Below are 20,765 nucleotides of genomic sequence, written 5' to 3' on the forward strand. Positions count from 1 at the left end.
TTTATTAAGTTTTTTATTGTGGAAGCAAATCACATTTTAACTGTCATTCCATCCAAAAGTGAGTATTTATATATTTTATAACCGGGAATTATCCCAATTAATATTCCCAAAATTATGACCGTTCCGATAATGTAAATTTCCTGTAATGATATCCCAGAGGGATTTAAATAAATGCCGTACTGTGTTTCGAGGTTGGGTTTAGCTATCTGCAACAAGAGAAAAACAAAAGCTATACCCAGCGCTATTCCCCACATGGTAATTACAATAGATTCGATGGAAATTAAACCGAATATTTTTAACGGGCTGGCACCAACCGAACGTAGAATTGCCATTTCGCGCCTTCTTTCGTTAATGCCGGTGAGCAATGCCACAAGCATACCTATTAATCCGGCAATGGCGACAAAACCAGAGACTATCAGCAGTGCTGTTTCAATTTTTCCCATCATGTTCCAAAGTCTTTGCAAGGCAATCCCCGGCATAACTGCAGTTAAGGGCTCACGCTTATTTGTATTGATTTGGCGCTGTATGGTTAATACGTCCGTTCTGTTTTTTAATCCCACCAAAAAAGCAGTAATGTATTCGGGTTTTAGATTCAGGTCCTCTACCTCTTCAGCCGAAAAGTTCATGTATTTGTCTGGCATTCCATCTACCCAGTCAATATGAATGGCTTCGATTCCTTCCAGGCTCACATGAATAGTTTGGTCAACAGGTGTACCGGTGCGTTGCAGGATGCCTGTTACGTGAAATGGTTTGTCGCCATGGTCGCGAAATGCAATATCTCCAGAACCGTGGTTGATTACAATTTCATCACCGATTTTATATGCATGAGCGGCTGCAACATCTGCCCCCAGAACGGCATCAAAAGTTTCATGAAACGCCTTACCATCCTGAAATTGCAAATGCTGTTTATTGGCAAATTTATAATGTTTGAAATAATCTTCATTAGTACCAATTACGCTAAATCCATCATGCGAATCGCCCAGTGAAATCGGAATCGTCCAGGCTATTAATTGATTGGCAGCTATATCTTCGTAGCTATGCCAGCTAATATTGTTCGAAGCCATTCCGATATGAAATACAGTTGACAAAAGAAGTTGCTCGTCTCCCGTGCGCGCGCCAACAACCAAATCGGTGCCCGAAATGGTATTGGAGAAACTATTTTCAAGGCCAATCCTTATCCGTTCAACACCCAATAAAAGAGTGATACTGATAGCGATAGAAAATATGGTAAGCGCCACCGTAAACTTACGGTTCAACAGACTTTTTAACGCGAGCTTTAAGATAAACATACTACGGCCTCCTTTCCTTTTTTCTCAACAATCGGCACATCATCCGTAAAATCACGGATGGAAATACTTTGTTGGAATTTTTGATGGATGCGACTGTCGTGACTTACATACAACAACGTGCTGTTGTTTTTTTTGCACTCCTCTAAAAGCAGGTCGAGGAAGCGCATGGCGTTGTTTTCATCAAGTGCTGAAGTGGGTTCATCGGCCAGTATAATTTCGGGCGAACCAATTAAAGCCCGGGCTGCCGCCACCCGCTGTTGTTGCCCAACACTCAGTTCGGTCACTTTTTTTTCGTGAATCTCTTTTTGCTGAAGGCCTAATTCAGACAGTAAACGGATGGCTTCTTCCTTTGGACTTATTCCTTTTGCCCGAATTTTATTCTTTTTGACTTCAGAAAAATGTATAGGAAGAAGTACATTCTCGATCACCGAAAGATAGGGGATGAGATTAAACATCTGGAAAATAACACCCATGTGATTTGCCCTGATGGCATCGCGTTTTGAAGATGACACATCATCCAAATTTTCGCCTAATATTTTAATTTCACCACTGCTAAGGGGCAAAACACCGGCTATTAAATTCAAAATTGTGGTTTTTCCACTTCCGCTGTCACCTTTAATTAAAAGATGTTCACTTTTCAAAACTTCAAGTTCCGGAATTATAATAAAAGGAACCTTTGATTTGTCCCAATTAAACTTTAAGTTCTGTATTTGTATGATAGAATTATTCATGATGACTATAGAATTCAAAGGAATTGTTTTAATAAAATCCTTTTTCAAAAATTGAGGAGATAACATAACAACTCCTATTTCGAAACCCGCCCCAGGACTGCCATCTAGACAGCCTCCGTAAGTAATAGCTGGAATAATGTAGCTATTGGGTTCCCAACGTAATCCTACTTTGTATTCCGGTTTCGAATTGGCCTTGCCCTTGGTTCGAGAAGCTTCTGACTCATTTATTATTTTAAATTCGTTCGATCATTAATTTCCATTTGGTACATCACTTTATTTACAGGCACTGGTTAGGGCTGCCATTAAAATAGCTGAATTCCGAATTGAAAACGGTTATTAATAAATTTTCCCCCGTTGAAATTTTCCTTGGCTGAGTATATCCATTCCACACCAATATTTACATATTTATTAAACCTGTAAAAAGTATTAATAAAAGTGTAGGTGCTTGATTTTATATGTGGATTAGGATTATTGGGAATTTTATCAGCCATAAACATTCCATATGCGAAATTACTCCTAAATTTTTCATTCCATTCATGGCGGTATGCACCAAAACCACCATATTCGGTTTGCAATTCAGTTCTAGTTCCATCGAAATATCCGGCATAACTATCCGCTCCCAATAGATAATTAGAGGCTCCTGAGCCGTACAGGCCTGAAAGTGTAAGCTTGTTAGCATCATTTGGGTTAACGATGAGCGTTGCGTTGCTTAAATAACCAGTTGCAAGATTTTCAGAATCATCTGTTTCATCAGCAAAAGACATGGGGCGAATCATTCCCATGATGCTAAAATGAAATATAGATGAAGGGTCAATGCTCAGTGATGCAATAAAATCAGGATATTTATTCAACGGAATCATATTAACTCCTTTCAGATCTGAATTTCTGGGTTCCTCCAGAGAAACCGACAATGCAAGTGTTTTCGAGAGTGGGGTGCTAAACCGAATTTGTCCATGGCGTACAAAGGGGAGTCCACTTATTGTAGGTTCAACCAAACCTTCAGGAATTGCCTCCAAATCCATTACGAGACTCCAGTACTGCCCCATTAACAGTTTTTGACCCTTTTTATTAGTCAGTTGTAAATAAGCATGTCGCAAATTAAATCCCGATTCTCCCGTGAAGTTCATCTCGACATAACCTCGCATATGTATATCCTTTACGGTAAACCTTCCGTCAAAATATAAGCGCGATGCTTTGGCGCCCATATAGGTCTGACCTTTATAAATATTTTCAGTAGAGAATGTGCCGGGAAGAAGGATTTCGTTTTTTACATTATATCTGGTATCGTATAATGCAACGGCCTTAATAAATCCTCCAATGGCCAGAGAAACATCTGTGCCGGGGAGTCTAATGGCACCCGGGAATTCACCTTTTCTAATAGCCGCTTCGTTTAAATCTCCAATGTTATCGCGTATTGGTGTAATGGTATCAAGCTTTTGCGCATTTAGATTTGCAAAAGCAAACAAACAGGCGAGCAAGGCAGTTAATCGGAAGATGAGGCTGCCAGCCTTTGTTATTATTAATGAAGACTGAGTATGTCCTCCCTGTGTTAGAGGGATTGACATATTCAGTCTTCTTTTATTCCAGATCGATTTCATTCTTTAGAACGACTTAATTATAAAGTATTCTTATATACTTTTCCATCTTTCATGACAAGCTTCATTCCTGGGATATCATCACCAGCACGTCCAGGTGCATCAAACCATTTTTCATTCGCGCCAATAAGTGTTAAGTCTTCTAATGGATTTCCGTCTACAATAAGAAGATCTGCATAGGCTCCGGCTTTTACTACGCCTAAACTTCCTTCAAAATACGGGTCTAGAACTTCTCCTGTAAGTTTTACTATTTCACCATTTACAGAAGTCAGCGATTTTAATGTATATAAATTACCAAAAAGCTGTCCACTTAAATAAATGGAATAGTCAGCTTGCGTTATGCCGTTGTTAAGATCGCCAATCGCATCAGTATTGAACCCCATTTTTGGTCGATATTTCTTTACATTTTCAACAAAGTCTTTAGTCGCAATTTTCGCAGACTCATATTTTTTCTTAGACATTGGACTTGTGCGTATATAATCCAGTTGATCAATGAGAGGAGAGTAAGAAGTCATGTTTGTGGTCATATATGCTCCCTTTTCTACCAATTTTTTGGCAACATCTTCATCAAACGCTAAGCAATGCTCTATGGTCTTTACGCCATTATCTAAGCACCTCATAATTGCTGTCTTGGAGTAGGCATGAGACTGTACATAAGAGCCATAAGCCTCTGCTACTTCAACAGCAGCTTTTATGTCTTCTGCAGAGAACGCATTTAATTGCCAAGGGTCAAATTGTGAAGCAATTCCTCCACTAGACATAATTTTAATTTGAGTTGCTCCTTGCATATAGTTTTGGCGAGCTGCTGTTCTAATCGCTTCCGGACTATCAGCTGTATAACTCATGCCATTGCGAGCGGCTGAAGAATGGCCCCCAAAAAAAGTTTCGTTAGGCGTTGTATAATTTCTAAAATCTGCGTGAGAACCGGTTGGGCCAATTATAGCACCAGAGGGATAAATTCTTGGGCCATTTACTAAACCTGCATCTATACATTTCTTTAGCCCAGAACCCATTCCTCCTGCATCTCTCCAGGTAGTAAATCCTGACATTAAAGCAGCTTCAGCTTTTACTGCTCCTCTAATCGCTAATTCATCATAACCTTTATTATTTTCAATATCCGCCAGAGTGGAGCCATTCAAGTATAAATGGCCGTGCCCCTCAATTAAACCAGGCATTACGGTACCACCTTTACCGTCTATGACAGTTGCACCTGCAGGTGCTTTAATTCCATTTTTAACCTCTTTAATTAAGTTGTTTTCAATTAATACATCTGCTTTTACAAGCTTATCACTTGTTCCATCCCAAACATTTACATTGGTGATTAATTTGTAATTGGGTGCTTTTTTTTCTTGTGCAAATACATTAGTATTCAAAAATACTAATGCTACAATAAGACACAGTGTCGTGTACATTCTTTTCATAATAAATTGTTTTTTTTGGTTAAAGTTAAAATAGTGAATGATTTCATTGTTTTTTGTTTATTAATTAGTTTTATAAAATTATTGTATGGTGAATTATAGCTTAATTTTTTACAATAGTAATTCTAGTTTCTTTAAATATTAATTCGTGCACGTGCTCCAAAAATGGTTGTAAAGTTGTCGTTGGTATTTAATGCCGGATTTAGTATGAATTGTATATTTGGTGTGAATTCAAAATGATGTGTAACCTGTAATTTGTAGAATATTTCAGATAGGTACTGATCTTTCAAGCCAGGGCCAAATATGTTTTTATTTGGTTGGTTCCAGTTTAATCCTAATCCAAACACGTTTGATCCTGTTATATTATAACCAATACCTGTACTGACTGAGGCTGTAAAAAGACTACCGCCATCATTTGCCCAGCCCCCTCTAAGGAATGGAAATAATTTATGACCTACTTCCCAACTCATAGAGCCTGCAACCCCCCAACCCTTAGGAGTTTTTGCTGACTCGTCTACTTGCCAAAAGGTTACATGTAAGTTTTGTAAAATAGGCATTTGGGAATTCGTTGTAAAACCAACTTCAAAAGTTTTGAGGGTTTCAAATTTAGTGAAGAAAGTATCAAATCCTTTATAAAATTCTGTGGCACTACCATTAACATCAATTAAACCTCCTATCACATAAATATTTTCAGTTAACCATGCGCTAACCATAAAACCCAATGAACCATCAGGGTATAAACCACCGAAAGTATTGGTACCTGTTGCAAATGACAGGTTGTTAAAACTACTCCAAGGGCTAGCCATTGCAAATATGTCAGCCCAGTCAGTCACATCCACAAATCCCGCGTAAGCAATAATATTAGCCTTAGCAAATGTTTGTCTCCAATATAGATTACCAACACGCCACCCGTCATCATTATAAACAGATTGCACAAGACCAATATAACCTACTCCTTCCGGCCCCCATTCACGTAATGGTAGGTCGGTGTATTTATGTCTGTTTTCAACTTTAAATACTAAACCGCCCTCATTTGGAGTACCTCTACCAACTAAATTATACTTACCATAAATACGAAGCACACCACTAGCACTAACATTATCTCCAATGGCTTTGGTAGCTCCCATTATTTGGGAGTTATAATCAGCATTCATAATAAAACCAGTTTTATTATAAAACCTTTTTTTCGCTTGGTCTAAACTGTCTAACCCGGCCCCTATATAAAACAATCCTTTTGAGGTGTTGTCTTGTTTCATCTGCTGACTTACAGAGTTTGGACCTGAAAGATCTCTTATCAGAATAGTGTCTTTCTTTATATCTTGCCCATAGACAGAATAACTAAGTACAACTGCAGAAAACAATAATACTAAACCTATTTTTTCGCTTTTCATACTTTTAAATTTATTTTATAATATTTTCATACATTTTCCTTTAAAAATTTTTACATTTTTAAAAAGGATTTGTTTAATAGCTTTTGCCTCTTGAGCCGATACATTTTTGCCAAACAAAATAGGATTTATAAAAAGAGTTCTATAGTTTTCATTGAATATTAGTTGATTTTATGAATTTTTATTTATGTATTTGAAAGAATTTCATATCGAATTTCGTTCAAACTGATCAATAACCCAACTAACGAAGATTGGTCTGCAGGCAACCGACAAGTGTGATAATTTTTTTATCAGTTTCCTGTTTTAACTGCATATTGTCGATGAAATTGATGAGTGCAGTATTTGATTTCCCCAGTCAATCTAATTTGATAGATATATTAATTCTGGATGTCATATATATCACTCTAAGTCAATTGGTTGTTGATTTTGTAAATATAGTGGGATAATTGAAAAGACGAATACTACTTAAGTAGTAATAAAGGAGTACTACAGAATAAAGATATCCTCATTTAAAATTTTATTGACCATGGTGGTACGATTTGGGACATCGAGTTTACGGTAAATATTATACAGATGTTTCTTAACGGTTAAGATAGAGATATTAAGTTGATCAGCAACTTCTTTATTCCTCAGACCTCTCGAAATAAGTCTTATAATTTCCTGCTCACGCATTGACAATTCTAAAGAATTTACAACAGCTCCATTTGTTGACCTTTGAGCTGTAAAATCGATGTTTATGGAGTTTAAAATGCGATAGGGAGTTGTGTGCTCCAGAATACTAAATAAAGTGGGCATCACCAAAGCAGCTTCTAAAACAGGCCTGGCCATCTCCTTTTTATCTGCGATGAAAAGTGCTTTCTCTAACCATTTGGCAGCGATTTTTTTTCTCCTTAAACGCATGAATCCCATCGCCTTGAGAAGGAAAACATCTATCAGCTGATAGTGGTTATGAACACTTTCCAACAGGGCTTCCACCTCATTTAAAACAGAAATCACTTCCTCAACCTGGACCCGTGAACTATGACTTACCAAGATTCTTAACTTTGTCATTTCAGGTACATCGATCAAGAATAAATACGAAGAAGGATGTTGCTTCACCCAATCGGTTTTAGCCCAGCTCAGCTCTTTGTCTCCTTGCCCTTGATGCCAGTTGACTCTTGCTTGTACTGAGTGGTAGTAGTTTTGGAACTTTGTGTCTTTTAGTTTTGTTGCCGCCATGTTCATTTGCGATAAATATGACTCAGCAGCCTTTTCGTCTCCTTTAAGAGAGCTGAAGATAATTAACCCTGCCAGGGTATCAAAATACACCCTCAAATTAATCATATCCTCAAATGATAGAGCTCCTTTTAATAGGCGCATAACCTCATATTCATGGTAAGATTGAAAGGCAACATTGCCTTGAAAATACAAACTCCAAGCTTTTGGTAATAGTAAATCGGAATCGCGAACAAGAAACTGTAATTTTTTTGCTTCATTATTTACTGATTCCAAATTGCCGGAAAGTAAGTGAACAAACGCTTTTCCTTGTGTAGCGCGTATGTATTTATTTGAGGAAGGCTCGGATTTTTCTCTCATCTCCTCAAGCGACCTCAATGCCATTTCGGTTTGACCCAGCATTTGTCTGCTGCAGGCCAAGATCAAATCCCTGCGTGAGCCAAACATAAAATTGTCATCATGGCACAATGCAATTGATCGTTGGAGCGATTCTACCGCTTTTTTGGGCTCAGGTTTGACAAACGTGAAAAAGTACCCTAAATGAAACAGATACTGGGAGATGTTCTCATCGCTTGAATTTTCAATACCGATTGTTTTTAAAGTTTCGAGAATGGAAAAAAAATCTTCGATGTTCCAGGTTTCTTCGCAAACTAATAATTCTGTGAGCAATATATCAACATTGGTGTTTCGAATTTGCCTTGGAATTTTATAAAGCCAGCGTTGAACAACCCACCATTGGCCCTTATCCAATACGCTTGCCCTATGCTTTATGATCGCCTCGCACGCCAATGCATAATTCTCTGCTTTCATTGCGTAGCGTATTGCTTTATCAACAAAACCTTGAGTTGAGAACCATTTACTGATGTGGATGTAAAGCGCTATCATAAGATTGGGCTCATTTTTTCTCAGATCCCGCGTTAGAATTTGCCCAACCAAATGGTGGAATCTATACCAGCTTCCTTCACTTTCAGTAGGAATAATGAAAAAATCTAAATCCTTTAATTTAGCTAGGAAAATATCTGACTTGCATGAGTCAGGAAAAGCAAAAGCACAAATTGAGTCGATCAACGCTGCATTAAATTGTTCACAGAGTGCACAAAGTTGTATTTGCCTTAAAAAGTTTGGCTCAAAATTTTCGCTGATATGAGATATCAATCGGTCGAGATCTTTTGTCAGAATCCCTGTACTTTCCTCTTTTGTACCTATTTCCGAAATAGATTTTGCCATGATGATCATTTTAATGGCGAGGATCCAACCTTCAGTTTTGCTTGAAAGCTCCTTGATTTCGACAGCGCTGAACCTACTGTCTTTCTCAATGGCAAGAAGTTCGGCAATCTCATGTTCTTTAAATCTGAGGTCTCGCATCCTGATTTCCATTAATTTATGGTATAGCCCTAGTTCCCTTAACAAAAAGGGAGGATCGAAACGGGTAATGATGATCATCTGCAGATGATTCATATTTTCACTGATCAGGGCTTCCATGAGTGCATGTATTTCCGGGTTTGTGATCAAATGGTAGTCGTCTAGAATTAAAGAAGTTTGTAACTCAAGTTGATTGAGTGTATTGATCACAGTATCGATAATCGCCTGCCATGATAAAAAAGTATAATCTTGCTCTATTTTTTTTAGTTTTTGTAGATCTAAAGCTTCAAATTTCTTGAGCATTTCGACGAAATACGAAATAAATGTCTGTGAATCATTCATACTTTCCTCCAGAGAAAGCCAGGCATATTGTTTCGGATGGTTTTCAAGCCATTGACTTACAAGGACACTTTTACCGAAACCAGCCGGTGCTGAGACCAAAATAAAGGGTAAAAAACTTTTCTCCGTAAATTTTTGGATCAAATGAGGTCTTGGCAACAGCTCCTGCGAAATTTTTGGTCGATTTAGTTTGGTATATAACACTTGTTTTAGATCTTTTTAGAAAGATGAAAAATAATTGGAAATTTACTAAAAATTTAAATAGGGCTTTGAACTGTGTTTAAAAGCAATGTGTACCTGTCTACCACGTACTTAGCAGGTATATAAATGTACTTGTATAGAAAATTATGCGCGCGGGCGATCAACAATTATTCAAAATAAAACCTGGAGGCTGCATTAAAATTGTATAACCAGATATTTCGGGCCATTTAATCTTTTCCATAACATCAGTCAATTTATTATTAAAAAATGGAAAGGAGTAAATACTTGAACAATGTCAAATTAAATTTTGACCTCATTTTTCTTCTGTAGTCAATCCCGAATTAATTTGAGGGAATAGCTTTTTCAAGCTTCATTATAATAGCCAATTTTCTGTATTAATTGCCGATAAAGAGCTAAATTTATAGGGATATAGCTCTAATCCCTTAAACAATTAAACAAACAGACATCCTAAAATTTATCTGTTTTAAGATCAATCATGATAAAAAAGAAGACTTTTGGAACTTTTGCAGGCGTGTTTACGCCGACAACCTTGACAATCTTAGGGGTGATCATGTATATCAGACAACCCTGGGTAGTGGGTAATGCCGGAGTATTTGGCGCTTTGGCAATTGTTTTATTGTCTGTGGCCATCACTTTTACAACGGCCCTCAGTTTGTCTTCGATTACAACGAATGTAAGAATCGGGAGTGGCGGAGCGTTTAGTCTTATAGCGCAATCCCTTGGATTAGAAATTGGAGGGGCAATAGGCGTTCCTTTCTATTTTGCACAGGCCATTGCCGTTGCCATGTATATCTTTGGGTTTAGAGAGGGATTACAGACACTTGTACCAGGGGTTGATCCTTTTTTTCTCGATATATGTATTTTTTCTGTGGTGATGACCATTGCCTTTATCAGCACAAGTTTTGCATTTAAGATACAGTATGTGATTTTGGGCGTCATCGTTTTATCCTTGGGATCCATTTACGGAGCCCTCTTTGTCAACGATTTAAATTTCAATATTGAATGGTTTGGTATATACCCTGGATCTGTTGAAAATAATTTTAGCGGTTCTTCCTTCTGGAAAGTTTTTGCGGTTTTTTTTCCTGCAGTTACCGGGGTAATGGCTGGGGCGAACATGTCAGGAGACTTGACCAATCCTAGAAAAAGTATTCCGGTGGGTACGCTGTCATCGGTCATCATTACCACCATGATTTATGTCAGCCTGATATTTGTGGCTGCCATCATAGCTACCCCAAATGAGCTGGCAAGTAATTATAATATTTTTATAGACAAATCCTTGTACGGGCCAATTGTTCTCGCTGGTTTACTCGGAGCTACGCTATCGTCTGCCTTGGGTTCATTTGTTGGAGCACCTCGAATATTGTTGGCATTAGGTGAAAAAAATATTTTACCAAAAAGTCAAATGCTCGCTAAACTTTCTAAAAAAGGGGAGCCGGTAAATTCAATGCTAATTACCGCGATAATTGTAATGATTGGGATTTCACTTCGCGATTTGAATACAATAGCACCCATTCTTACCATGTTTTTTATGATGACCTATGCGATGGTAAATGTAGTAGCACTTGTTGAACAATCATTGGGACTACCTAGTTATAGACCAACCTTGAAAATACCGATTATCGTACCTGCCATTGGTGCTTTGGGCTCTATCGCGATCATGTTCGTCATGAATGTTATCGTCGCTATTTTTTCCTTGGCATTTATTATTCTTTTTTATTTGTACTTGGTCAAAATGAACATTAAATCGGCAGCCGGAGATTCCAGAAGCGGTTTGTTTACGGCTTTGGCAGAGTGGGCGACAAAAAAGACAAATAGCCTGCGCCAGGAAAAGGAAGTAAGGTCTTGGAGACCGGATCTGCTGATGCCCGTAAAAATGCCAAAAGAGTTGAGAAGTTCCTTTAAATTGATTCATTCCATCATTTATCCGAAAGGTTCAATTAAAATTTTAGCCATCCGCAATGAAAATGAAATCGAGCAAAGAAACCTTGAAATCTTTTTTAAAAATGCCGTAAATAAATTTAAAGAAAGTGAGCTATCCGTCTCCTATACAGTGATCGATAATGCAGATTTTAATACGACGGTCAATGTGAGTATGCAATCCTTAAATGCAGCGTTTTTTAAACCAAACATTATTTTTGTAAGTATCGATACCCTTAGCTCCAATTTGGCATATTACAACCAGCTCATATGGGATGCCAGAAAGAATAATTTTGGATTGATCGCTTATATCCCATTTTCTACGGCGAGCTTGGCCATAGAAAAAAGTATCAATTTGTGGATGACAAATATACCTGCAGATTGGAAGAAAACATTCAGTATAAAAAACAATGACCTCGCTACGCTGGTTTCTCTTTTGATAAGGCGAAATTGGAAAGGAACAATAGATGTTCATTTATTGAACAATGATTCTGATATATGTTTTTCTGATAAGGATATTGACGATTTGCGGACCATGGTTAGATTTCCGAAGAGTACCACAATTTCTATTAATCGAGGGGATTTACTAAAAAATGTAAATGAAGAGCGAAACACGGATGTGAATATTTTTAGTATTGAGCCGGACATGTCTGTGGAAGAAATGGTCGATATTGTAAATCAATCCAGAATATCAGCCATTTTTTGTGCCGATTCTGAATTTGAAAATGCCCTGGTATAGAAGGAAGATCTGAATTCATTTCTTTATAAATATTCTGTTATTTTTACTGGATAATTAGTTTTTTACCCAATTTGCGCTAACCATCGTCTTTAGAAAATATGACTAGGAAAAAATCAACACAAATCATTAGACTTTTATTGCTTTTTGGAACAATTGTTTCTTTGTACTTTGTACCATGGCCCATATTAAAAGCTAGGCTAACACCCTTACCCAATTCAGTTCAGGAACAAGTAAATAAAGCTACAGATTATGGTTTTGAAGGGATCATCGTATACATAGATAAAAAAGGGGTAGGACCAACATATTTTACTGCGGGCTTCCACAACAGTGAAAAGAAAAGTCCTGCCAATCCTAATTCATTATTCAAAATTGCAAGTATCGACAAACTTTATACCGCAGTTGCCATATCTAAATTAGTCAATGCCGGCCATTTGTCTTTGGATAAAACACTTGATGATTATTTTCCTGAACTCGCAGGCAGAATAGAAAATTCTGATAAAATAACACTGAGAATGTTGGTCATGCACAGAAGCGGCATTCCCAATTTTACAGACACACCTGATTATTGGAACGATCCGGCTAAGAATGAACAAGAGGCACTTGATAAAATTCTTGATATGCCCGCTAAATTCGACCCGGATGATAAGTATGAATATTCCAATACCAATTATTTATTGATTTCAAAACTCATCGAAAGGGTTACAGGCGGAAGTAAATTTAATTACATCAAGGGAAATATTTTAGATCCAATCGGACTTAAAAACACCTTTGCTTCCATTCATGATGTCGATATAAACAATGTAATGAGCGGTTATTATGTAGGTGTAAAAGAGGATATCAAAACAGCAGACTATGGATCTATGCTGGCAACCGCAGAGGATGTAGGCATTTTTTTGAGGGCATTGAATGAGGGTTCCTTGTTTGAAGGGGAGGAACAGAAGATCTATTCTTCTATTTACGTGTATGACCATACGGGATTGATCCCAGGTTACCAAAGCATAGCCAAATACCATAAAGACATAGATGCCGTTGTCATTCAGTTTACAAACACCACTGATTTTAATGGATATAACTGGAGTTTGTCAGAAATCATGTACAATCGAATAGTAAAAATGATCAGTAATAAGACATAGCGAAAAATCTGTTTTCTTGAAAAACAGGGAGGTTCAATTTCAACCTTTTTAGCAGTTCTCAATATTATTTTATTTGCCACAAAATCATTCGAACTGACGCACAAAAGAATTTGATTTAAAATGCACAACGTTTTGCTTACTTCTATCGCATACCTATTTCAGAGAGAACACATCGAACATACCCTTAATTTTAGTGAGCGAATGAATACTTATAGCAGCGAAAACTCTATGCGTTAAAAATGAAGCAACAAAAACTACCATACGATTATATCATAGCCGGATCGGGATGTGCAGGCCTGAGCCTCTTATACAGAATACTAAAAGACCCTGTTTTAAGTGCCAAAAACATCTTAGTGCTCGATAAGAGCGATAAGAATGCAAACGACAGAACCTGGTGTTTTTGGGAAAAGGGAAGGGGAGTGTTTGAACCGGTTGTTTCCCACGAATGGAAAATTCTGGAATTTTTGACAACTGATTTTGAGAGGCAATACAAGTTGAAAAATTACAGTTATAAAATGATTCAAGGAATTGATTTTTATGACTACGTTTTGTCTTTCGCTCAAAATTTTAAAAATGTATCGTTTAAACAAGAAAATATTCTAAATATCCAGGGGCAATCCGATACCGCTTTTGTCGCGACTGAAAAAGCCAAATATGTAGCGGAATATGTTTTTAATTCTACCGGCTTGTTTAACCCGGAGATCAATACAAAAAATTCGCTTTTACAGCATTTTGAAGGCTGGGTGATAAAAACGGAAAGACCTGTTTTTGATGATAAGACCGGAACTTTGATGGACTTTAGGCTTAGCCAAGAAAATGGGATTACTTTTATGTACATACTTCCGACATCTTCTTCGGAGGCCCTTGTAGAATATACTTTATTCAGTGAAAAATTACTCGATAAAGCAATGTACAAAGCAGCCTTGGAAAACTATATCAAAGCATATCTCAAGATTGAAAAGTATGAAATCATGCATAAAGAATTTGGCGTTATACCCATGTCATTGGCAAAGTTTTCAAGAAACCCTGATGCAAGTCATAGGATCGTAAATATGGGCACCGCCGGAGGTTTTACCAAAGCGAGCAGTGGGTATACCTTTCAATTTATTCAAAAACACACTGACCTTATTTTAAAAAATTTGCGAGAAGGGTACCCGCCAAACCCAAAGGCAACTTTTCGAGAGGCTATGTTTGATTGGTATGACCGAACCATGTTGGAAGTAATTATTTCAGGAAGCATGGAAGGGAGGGAAATTTTCTCTACCCTATTCAAGAAATGTTCGATAGAAAATATTCTCGCCTTTTTAGGAAATGAAAGTACTTTGGTTGAGGAGATAAAAATCATGAAAAGTTTACCGATCAAACCATTTCTTGTGGCCGGATATAAGCAACTCTTTCATGATTAGCATGATGGATTCAAGACATCCAAACCTTGCGATTTTTGATAATATGTCGGGTCTAAATCAAGAATAAGAATGTACTTATAGCGCTGGTTATCTATTGATTGCATTCAAAATTCAGTTGAAATGATTAATTTAGTCGAAAATCAAAGTCCATTTCAAGCGATTAAACAGATGGTACTTTTAGGAAATAATTTCGACTAACTTAATACCACGTCAAATGAGAACTTTTAAGAATTACTTGTTAAAAAGAAATACTTTTAGCATTGCACTAATGACTTTAACAGCCTTATTTTTCTGTCAATCTTGTAAAAGTGAGAAAAAGGAAAAGCAAATTGAAACTGCTGTTTCAGAACCAAAAAATGTGATAGAAATTATAACGGAAAAAATGGATTTTCAGATGGTGGATACGATTCCTTCGGGCTGGAATACCTTTCGCTATAAAAACGTATCGCCTCAAACACATTTTTTCCTTGTGGATAAATATCCGGAAGGGAAGACCTCAGAGGATGCAGAAAATGCAGTAGCTCCGGTATTTGATAGTGCTATGAAATTAATTATGGAAGGGAAATCTGAAGAAGGTTTTGCTGAATTTGCAAAACTACCGGAGTGGTTCAGTGAAGTGGTTTTCGTTGGAGGTTCGGGCCTACTATCGCCCAATCAAGTGGCAGAAACAACGCTTCATTTAAAACCCGGAAAATATATACTTGAGTGTTATGTCAAAATGAGCAATGGGATATTCCACACTTCCATGGGAATGACAAAGGATATCGTTGTAACGGAAGCAGATTCGGGTAATAAAGAACCGACTTCGGATATTGATATCGTTGTTTCGAGTACCGATGGAATTGTTTTTGATGAGGCTATTCGGGCTGGAGAGCACACCTTTTCTGTGTACTACAAAGATCAAATTGTACATGAAAATTTTGTCGGTCACGACATTAATCTTGTGAAGCTGGATGAAAATGCTAATCTTGAAGAATTAGAAAGTTGGATGAATTGGGCAGATCCCAAGGGCTTAATTGAACCTGCACCAAAAGCTTTCACTTTTTTGGGGGGTGTAAATGATATGCCGGCGGGAAATAAAGGCTATTTCACTGCGACATTGATACCTGGTAGGTATGCATTGATATCCGAGGTGCCAAATACCATGAAGAAAAACTTACTGAAAACATTTGAAGTACTTGAATAGCATGATAAACCCCTTGTAAGGTTCAAAAAAAATGAATGATCTGCAATGCGCAGGCAATGAACCCTCATATGAACCTTTTTAAGGCGAGAATGGTATAGCTTCTTCAGACCAAATAAATGACAAATAATAATGAAGATTTTTAGGCAACTACGTCATCATCTCCTTTCATTCGACAAAACAGGAAAACCTTTTTTGTCTCCGGGGAGGTATCTTAAATATGCCATTGGAGAAATTGTGTTGGTTGTTATTGGAATTTTGATCGCCTTGCAGATAAATAACTGGAACGAATCGAGAAAAGATAAAATTCTGGAGATGAAGATATTGAATGAAATCAATACCAATCTCAAAAGTACAATCGCATCTTTAAATAGAACAATTGAATTAGAGGAAACATATGTAGATTACAATTTTTTGATACTCGATTATATTGATCATCAAAAGCAATATGACCAAAAACTTGATGAAGCTTTTGGGATGTATTTTTGGACGGTTTCCTCACATCCCGTTTCGGCAGGATACGATTACCTTAAAACAAGAGGACTTGAGTTAATAGCCAACGATAGTTTAAGAATCGAAATTAGTTTGATTTTTGAGAATGAACTGCCTGTCATACAATCAGAAAATGAAAAATGGGCAAATAATTTGCAGCAGAATGTGTCATACCCTTATCACGTTGAGCATTTTATCAAGTATTATGACGATAGCAACACGGAAGGCATTGAGTATGCTAAACCAATGGATTATGACTCTTTAATGAAAGATCCTAAATTTAAAAGTATCAATACGGAGATCATTTCCAACCGAAAATGGAACATCAGTACACTAAAAAATATCATTATAAAAATCCAACAATTAATGCGGAAGATTGAGGAAGAGATCACAACATGAGGATGATGTTTGTTTAAAATGAATCACGCAATGATCTGTATAAGGATAATAGATATAACTTTAAAACCTTTTCAGAGGGGGCAGTTGATTTCAAGTTTGTTTATGGCAACATGGTGCTTATGGGTTTAAACTAAAATCGTATGATGACTTATATTCTTAAAAACAAAAACCTGGAAATTCATATTGATCATCCTTTGGAAAATTACAATTTTTCACGATTTGATTGGACGGGTAAAATTGTGGAAGTCAAGTTTCAAGGCATTTCATTGTCTAGTGTCGAAAGAACCGATTGTCAAAATGAGCATGATTTTGGAAAAGGATATTATAATGAATTTGGAATTGATACAGCCTTGGGTTTTGATGAGACAGACATAGGGGGATGGTATCACAAAATAGGCGTGGGCTTGTTAAAAAAAGTAGATGCGCACTACCAGTTTCACAAGTATTACGAGGTCGATCCGGCCGAATTTGAAATGATTACCCGATCGAATAAGGTTGTAATGAGTTGCACATCAAAAGCAGTTCATGGATATGCATATGTTTTAAAAAAGGAAATTGAATTACTTGATAGTAGTTTTACAGTAAATTATTTTTTGCAAAATACAGGTGAAAAAGAGATTGTAACAACGGAATACATGCACAACTTTATGGCCATCAATAAAGATTTAATAGGGACAAATTACCTGTTAAAATTTCCATTTCAATTAAAACCTGAGTTTTTTGGAGAAATGGTTAACCCTGAAGGAAAAGTTGAATTGGGCGAAAATGAAATTAAATTTAAAAGTACCCCCAACGAACAATTCTTTTATGGTAACCTAACTGGAGGGAAAAATGTAAAAGCAAAATGGGAACTGATCAACCTGGAAAGTAAGATTGGTATCAGCGAAACCGGAAATTTTCAGACAAATAAGATCAATCTTTGGGGATGGAGGCATGTGATTAGTCCGGAGTTGTTTTTTAACATAGCTATCCAACCGGGAGAATCAACCCAATGGTCTAGAACTTTTAACATGTACAAAGTAAATTGAAATGAGAACCGCAATGACATAGCTTGGCTCATTTATTCTGAGTATGCGGGGTAAATCATTTTTTTACAGGCTTTTGGCGAATTTTTCTTTTGTGCAACTGCATTCTATCTTCCCTTATTTAAATTTAAAATTCATTATTTTAGTGCTGATATAGGCCGTCTTAGGTCATTTATAACTTCCATACTCATGAAAAGAAAATTAAAAAGGATTGCCATATTTTTTTAATGCTGATTTCAATCATTGCTCAAGACTCAAGAAACAAGGCTTCCGAAGACATTGATCCAATGATGGGCAATTGGAAAATTGATTTAAGACCAACGCCTGAATCAGATGGATATGATCAATCCTTCCATATGAAAATGATAGGTGAATATACTTTTACCGGAACTTTTTAAAGTAGTGAAATAAAGGATGCCTTGATCAATAAGAATTGGGATAAAATTTACTTTGCTTTTTCAACATCTGATCAGAGTAATGAATATTATCATGCCGGATATTTAGAAAATGATAAGCTTTTCGGAATAATAGATTGTCCAAATCGAAACCTTGCTGCTCCCTGGACAGGAATAAAAGAATAAAATGAATTTGAGGCAATGGACATTATTAATTATGTTGAAATCGATTGATCTGAGTTTGAGATTGTCAAAAAGGAAGACTGAAAAGATCATGTAATTTAAATTGGTACACAACGAATCATAACCAAAACCCTTGTGCTTTACCCCGAGTACTCGGGGCAAATCGCTAACCAATGATATGATCGAGCCGAGATTTATATAGTAAATTTAATGTCCGATGGACATTTAGGCGAGATCCCCGCTTGCGGACAATCTAAATGCTTAAATTAGATTTATGATAAAGTTTTTTAGAAAAATTAGATACGACCTTATGGAAAAAAAACCGCCTGCCGGAAGGGCAGGTAAAACTGGAAAGCCTGCCTGGCAGGTAGGCAGGTACTTGAAATATGCTATTGGAGAAATTGTACTTGTGGTTATTGGAATTCTTATTGCCCTTCAGATTAATAATTGGAATGAAACCAGGAAGGATCATATTGCCGAATCAAATATTCTTCAAGATATCCAGGGGTCTATTTCAACAGACATTCAACAATTAAATTTGCGAATTGAATTGGCTAAAAATGATGTTCAAAGTGCGAATATCATTCTGAAACATTTAGAAAAAAATCTTCCATACAATGACTCTCTCAATAAACACTTTGTAATTATAACATCAACGGCGGGTAAAGCTTTCACCCCACAGATTTCAGCATATAAGGTGTTAGAATCTAAAGGCATTGATCTAATAAGTAATAACCAATTGAAAAAAGATATATTAAACCTGTATAATATTGACTATAATATGCTGGTTTATGAATACGAGAATTTTCATAAAAATATCCACGATTATGGTAGACCAATTGCCAGATCTCTGTTTAATACTACTAGTAATAATTCAGACCAATTGCCGGAATTACAACCAGTTGATTATAAGTCTTTAAGGTCTAACGTTGAACTAATTAACACATTAAAAATAATTATCAGCAACGACAGAAGAATCCATGAGATGTTAATAGACCTCATTGATAAATGTCAAGAAATACAAAATGTAATAGATGCTGAATTGAAAAAATAACAAAAGCCTACCAGCCACAGGCAGGCAAAAAACTTTCAGCTCCCGTGCTAAATGAAATTCGACGAAGTCAAATCGAAGATTCAGCGTAGCTAAATCAAATTCAGCATAGCTAAATCGCAGTTTCGACGAAGTGAATCTTTCCTGGGGAACCCAACCGATCTACTTAACCCTATATAGTGTCAAAAAATTACAAGTTCCCTGTGATCGAACTTATAAATGCTTATTTTCGTTCACTGTCAAGTGTTGTACCTCACGATGACCAACCTGAAAAGAATATAAAATTCTTTTACCACCGAACTCAGGTTAGTGGTATGGTGAGACTTTTTGCTTGAGAGATCAAACCATGAGAAGAAAAAAATTTTCTGAAATTAGAAGTGATGGAATATCTTAAACAAATCGGACAACTTAATCCTGTTTATGTGTTTTGGTCATCACTGGGCCTCTTTGTGATCATCTTCTTTCGGTATCTCATCTTCTCCTGGGTATACCATCTTTTTTTCCATCGTTGGCTCAGGGACAAGTTTCGGCATCGATTTTTAAGTATTTCAAAATTGAAAAGCAAACAAATTAAAAAGGAGATCTATAGTTCTGCAATGAGTGCCGCCATCTTTACTATCCTTGGGATGGGAGTAATCATCTTGTGGCAGCGCGGACACACAGCAATTTATACCAACTTTGACACCTATCCTATCTGGTATTTGGTCTTGAGTGTAATACTGGTGCTGATCATCCAGGATACCCTTTATTACTGGCTTCATCGTTGGATGCACTTACCTAGATTTTACAGATGGATACACAGGGCACATCACATGAGTTTACAAACTTCAGCCTTTACCTCATTTTCCTTCCATCCTTTTGAATCTTTATTGCAAGCCATAGTCTTACCTGTATTGGTCTTGTGGTTGCCTTTACACATTGGGGTCATACTGGCGATCCTGCTGTTTATGACCATTGCATCAACCATTAACCATGGGGGAGTGGAAATTTATTCCGCCAAATGGGCGCATAATAGCTCAGCAAAATGGTTAATCGGAGCGGCGCATCACGACGACCATCACAAAAAATTCAACTATAACTATGGGCTCTATTTCACCTTCTGGGATACTTGGATGAATACGGAGACCCCTGATTTTAAGGAGCGTTTTGAGAAATTGACTACAAAACATAAATCTGTCTAAATATGGTCAACACTGTAACCTCCTCCGCTCCCGCGCAAGTGTATCAAGTGGTTTTAAGCACATCTTCTATTTTTTAAAAAAGATCAAATAAACTTTTTTACC

The 20,765-nt window shown here is 36.8% G+C and carries 16 protein-coding genes; 10 read left to right on the top strand and 6 right to left on the bottom strand.

All coding sequences use genetic code 11. The features are described 5' to 3' along the window. Positions 1–29: 29 nt before the first annotated feature. The 6 genes from ACFQ39_RS05910 to ACFQ39_RS05935 form a co-directional block, all read right to left on the bottom strand. Entirely contained in the window at positions 30–1,256 is a 1,227-nt protein-coding gene (locus ACFQ39_RS05910) for an ABC transporter permease (protein ID WP_377177067.1), read from the bottom strand. A gap of 20 nt (positions 1,257–1,276) precedes the next feature. Continuing rightward, positions 1,277–2,086 carry an ABC transporter ATP-binding protein gene (locus tag ACFQ39_RS05915; protein WP_377177068.1) on the bottom strand — a complete coding sequence of 270 codons (810 nt, stop codon included), beginning with the start codon at positions 2,084–2,086 and terminating at the stop codon, positions 1,277–1,279. Positions 2,087–2,322: 236 nt separating this feature from the next. Continuing rightward, entirely contained in the window at positions 2,323–3,585 is a 1,263-nt protein-coding gene (locus tag ACFQ39_RS05920; RefSeq protein WP_377177069.1) for a DcaP family trimeric outer membrane transporter, read from the bottom strand. A gap of 50 nt (positions 3,586–3,635) precedes the next feature. After that, positions 3,636–5,036 carry a metal-dependent hydrolase family protein gene (locus ACFQ39_RS05925; RefSeq protein ID WP_377177070.1) on the bottom strand — a complete coding sequence of 467 codons (1,401 nt, stop codon included), beginning with the start codon at positions 5,034–5,036 and terminating at the stop codon, positions 3,636–3,638. A 131-nt stretch (positions 5,037–5,167) separates the two neighbouring features. Continuing rightward, positions 5,168–6,424: a carbohydrate porin gene (locus tag ACFQ39_RS05930; RefSeq protein ID WP_377177071.1), complete on the bottom strand. Its 1,257-nt coding sequence runs from the start codon at positions 6,422–6,424 to the stop codon at positions 5,168–5,170. A gap of 483 nt (positions 6,425–6,907) precedes the next feature. Next, a complete protein-coding gene (locus tag ACFQ39_RS05935) occupies positions 6,908–9,541 on the bottom strand; it encodes a LuxR C-terminal-related transcriptional regulator (RefSeq protein ID WP_377177072.1) in 2,634 nt (877 codons plus the stop codon). A 493-nt stretch (positions 9,542–10,034) separates the two neighbouring features. On the opposite strand from ACFQ39_RS05935, the gene ACFQ39_RS05940 reads away from it, so the two are divergent. From ACFQ39_RS05940 to ACFQ39_RS05985, 10 genes are all read left to right on the top strand, one after another. After that, complete coding sequence (locus tag ACFQ39_RS05940; protein ID WP_377177073.1) at positions 10,035–12,215, top strand: amino acid permease; 2,181 nt, start codon at positions 10,035–10,037, stop codon at positions 12,213–12,215. A gap of 98 nt (positions 12,216–12,313) precedes the next feature. Continuing rightward, a complete protein-coding gene (locus ACFQ39_RS05945) occupies positions 12,314–13,348 on the top strand; it encodes a serine hydrolase domain-containing protein (protein WP_377177074.1) in 1,035 nt (344 codons plus the stop codon). 239 nt (positions 13,349–13,587) lie between these two features. Next, positions 13,588–14,754: a lycopene cyclase family protein gene (locus tag ACFQ39_RS05950; RefSeq protein ID WP_377177075.1), complete on the top strand. Its 1,167-nt coding sequence runs from the start codon at positions 13,588–13,590 to the stop codon at positions 14,752–14,754. Between the two features lie 214 nt (positions 14,755–14,968). Continuing rightward, complete coding sequence (locus ACFQ39_RS05955; protein WP_377177076.1) at positions 14,969–15,940, top strand: hypothetical protein; 972 nt, start codon at positions 14,969–14,971, stop codon at positions 15,938–15,940. A 129-nt stretch (positions 15,941–16,069) separates the two neighbouring features. Beyond that, positions 16,070–16,828, top strand: coding sequence for a DUF6090 family protein (locus ACFQ39_RS05960; RefSeq protein ID WP_377177077.1), 759 nt, complete (start codon positions 16,070–16,072; stop codon positions 16,826–16,828). A gap of 140 nt (positions 16,829–16,968) precedes the next feature. Continuing rightward, a complete protein-coding gene (locus ACFQ39_RS05965; RefSeq protein WP_377177078.1) occupies positions 16,969–17,856 on the top strand; it encodes a hypothetical protein in 888 nt (295 codons plus the stop codon). A 224-nt stretch (positions 17,857–18,080) separates the two neighbouring features. Continuing rightward, the gene (locus tag ACFQ39_RS05970) at positions 18,081–18,251 is read left to right on the top strand and encodes a hypothetical protein (protein ID WP_377177079.1); all 171 of its coding nucleotides are present in this window, start codon (positions 18,081–18,083) and stop codon (positions 18,249–18,251) included. Between the two features lie 21 nt (positions 18,252–18,272). Next, positions 18,273–18,434: a hypothetical protein gene (locus ACFQ39_RS05975; protein WP_377177080.1), complete on the top strand. Its 162-nt coding sequence runs from the start codon at positions 18,273–18,275 to the stop codon at positions 18,432–18,434. Between the two features lie 307 nt (positions 18,435–18,741). After that, positions 18,742–19,485: a DUF6090 family protein gene (locus ACFQ39_RS05980; protein WP_377177081.1), complete on the top strand. Its 744-nt coding sequence runs from the start codon at positions 18,742–18,744 to the stop codon at positions 19,483–19,485. A 638-nt stretch (positions 19,486–20,123) separates the two neighbouring features. Beyond that, positions 20,124–20,663 carry a sterol desaturase family protein gene (locus ACFQ39_RS05985; RefSeq protein ID WP_377177082.1) on the top strand — a complete coding sequence of 180 codons (540 nt, stop codon included), beginning with the start codon at positions 20,124–20,126 and terminating at the stop codon, positions 20,661–20,663. The last annotated feature ends 102 nt before the right edge of the window (positions 20,664–20,765 follow it).

Source organism: Namhaeicola litoreus, assembly GCF_042679565.1.
GTDB classification, from domain to species: domain Bacteria; phylum Bacteroidota; class Bacteroidia; order Flavobacteriales; family Flavobacteriaceae; genus Namhaeicola; species Namhaeicola litoreus.

Excerpts from the sequence above, each read along its gene's own strand:
- ACFQ39_RS05980 (WP_377177081.1), top strand. The coding sequence starts at position 18,742 with ATGGAAAAAAAACCGCCTGCCGGAAGGGCAGGTAAAACTGGAAAGCCT.
- ACFQ39_RS05915 (WP_377177068.1), bottom strand. The coding sequence starts at position 2,086 with ATGTTATCTCCTCAATTTTTGAAAAAGGATTTTATTAAAACAATTCCT.
- ACFQ39_RS05950 (WP_377177075.1), top strand. The coding sequence starts at position 13,588 with ATGAAGCAACAAAAACTACCATACGATTATATCATAGCCGGATCGGGA.
- ACFQ39_RS05965 (WP_377177078.1), top strand. The coding sequence starts at position 16,969 with ATGATGACTTATATTCTTAAAAACAAAAACCTGGAAATTCATATTGAT.
- ACFQ39_RS05930 (WP_377177071.1), bottom strand. The coding sequence starts at position 6,424 with ATGAAAAGCGAAAAAATAGGTTTAGTATTATTGTTTTCTGCAGTTGTA.
- ACFQ39_RS05960 (WP_377177077.1), top strand. The coding sequence starts at position 16,070 with ATGAAGATTTTTAGGCAACTACGTCATCATCTCCTTTCATTCGACAAA.
- ACFQ39_RS05940 (WP_377177073.1), top strand. The coding sequence starts at position 10,035 with ATGATAAAAAAGAAGACTTTTGGAACTTTTGCAGGCGTGTTTACGCCG.
- ACFQ39_RS05920 (WP_377177069.1), bottom strand. The coding sequence starts at position 3,585 with ATGTCAATCCCTCTAACACAGGGAGGACATACTCAGTCTTCATTAATA.
- ACFQ39_RS05955 (WP_377177076.1), top strand. The coding sequence starts at position 14,969 with ATGAGAACTTTTAAGAATTACTTGTTAAAAAGAAATACTTTTAGCATT.
- ACFQ39_RS05925 (WP_377177070.1), bottom strand. The coding sequence starts at position 5,036 with ATGAAAAGAATGTACACGACACTGTGTCTTATTGTAGCATTAGTATTT.
- ACFQ39_RS05945 (WP_377177074.1), top strand. The coding sequence starts at position 12,314 with ATGACTAGGAAAAAATCAACACAAATCATTAGACTTTTATTGCTTTTT.
- ACFQ39_RS05970 (WP_377177079.1), top strand. The coding sequence starts at position 18,081 with ATGCTGATTTCAATCATTGCTCAAGACTCAAGAAACAAGGCTTCCGAA.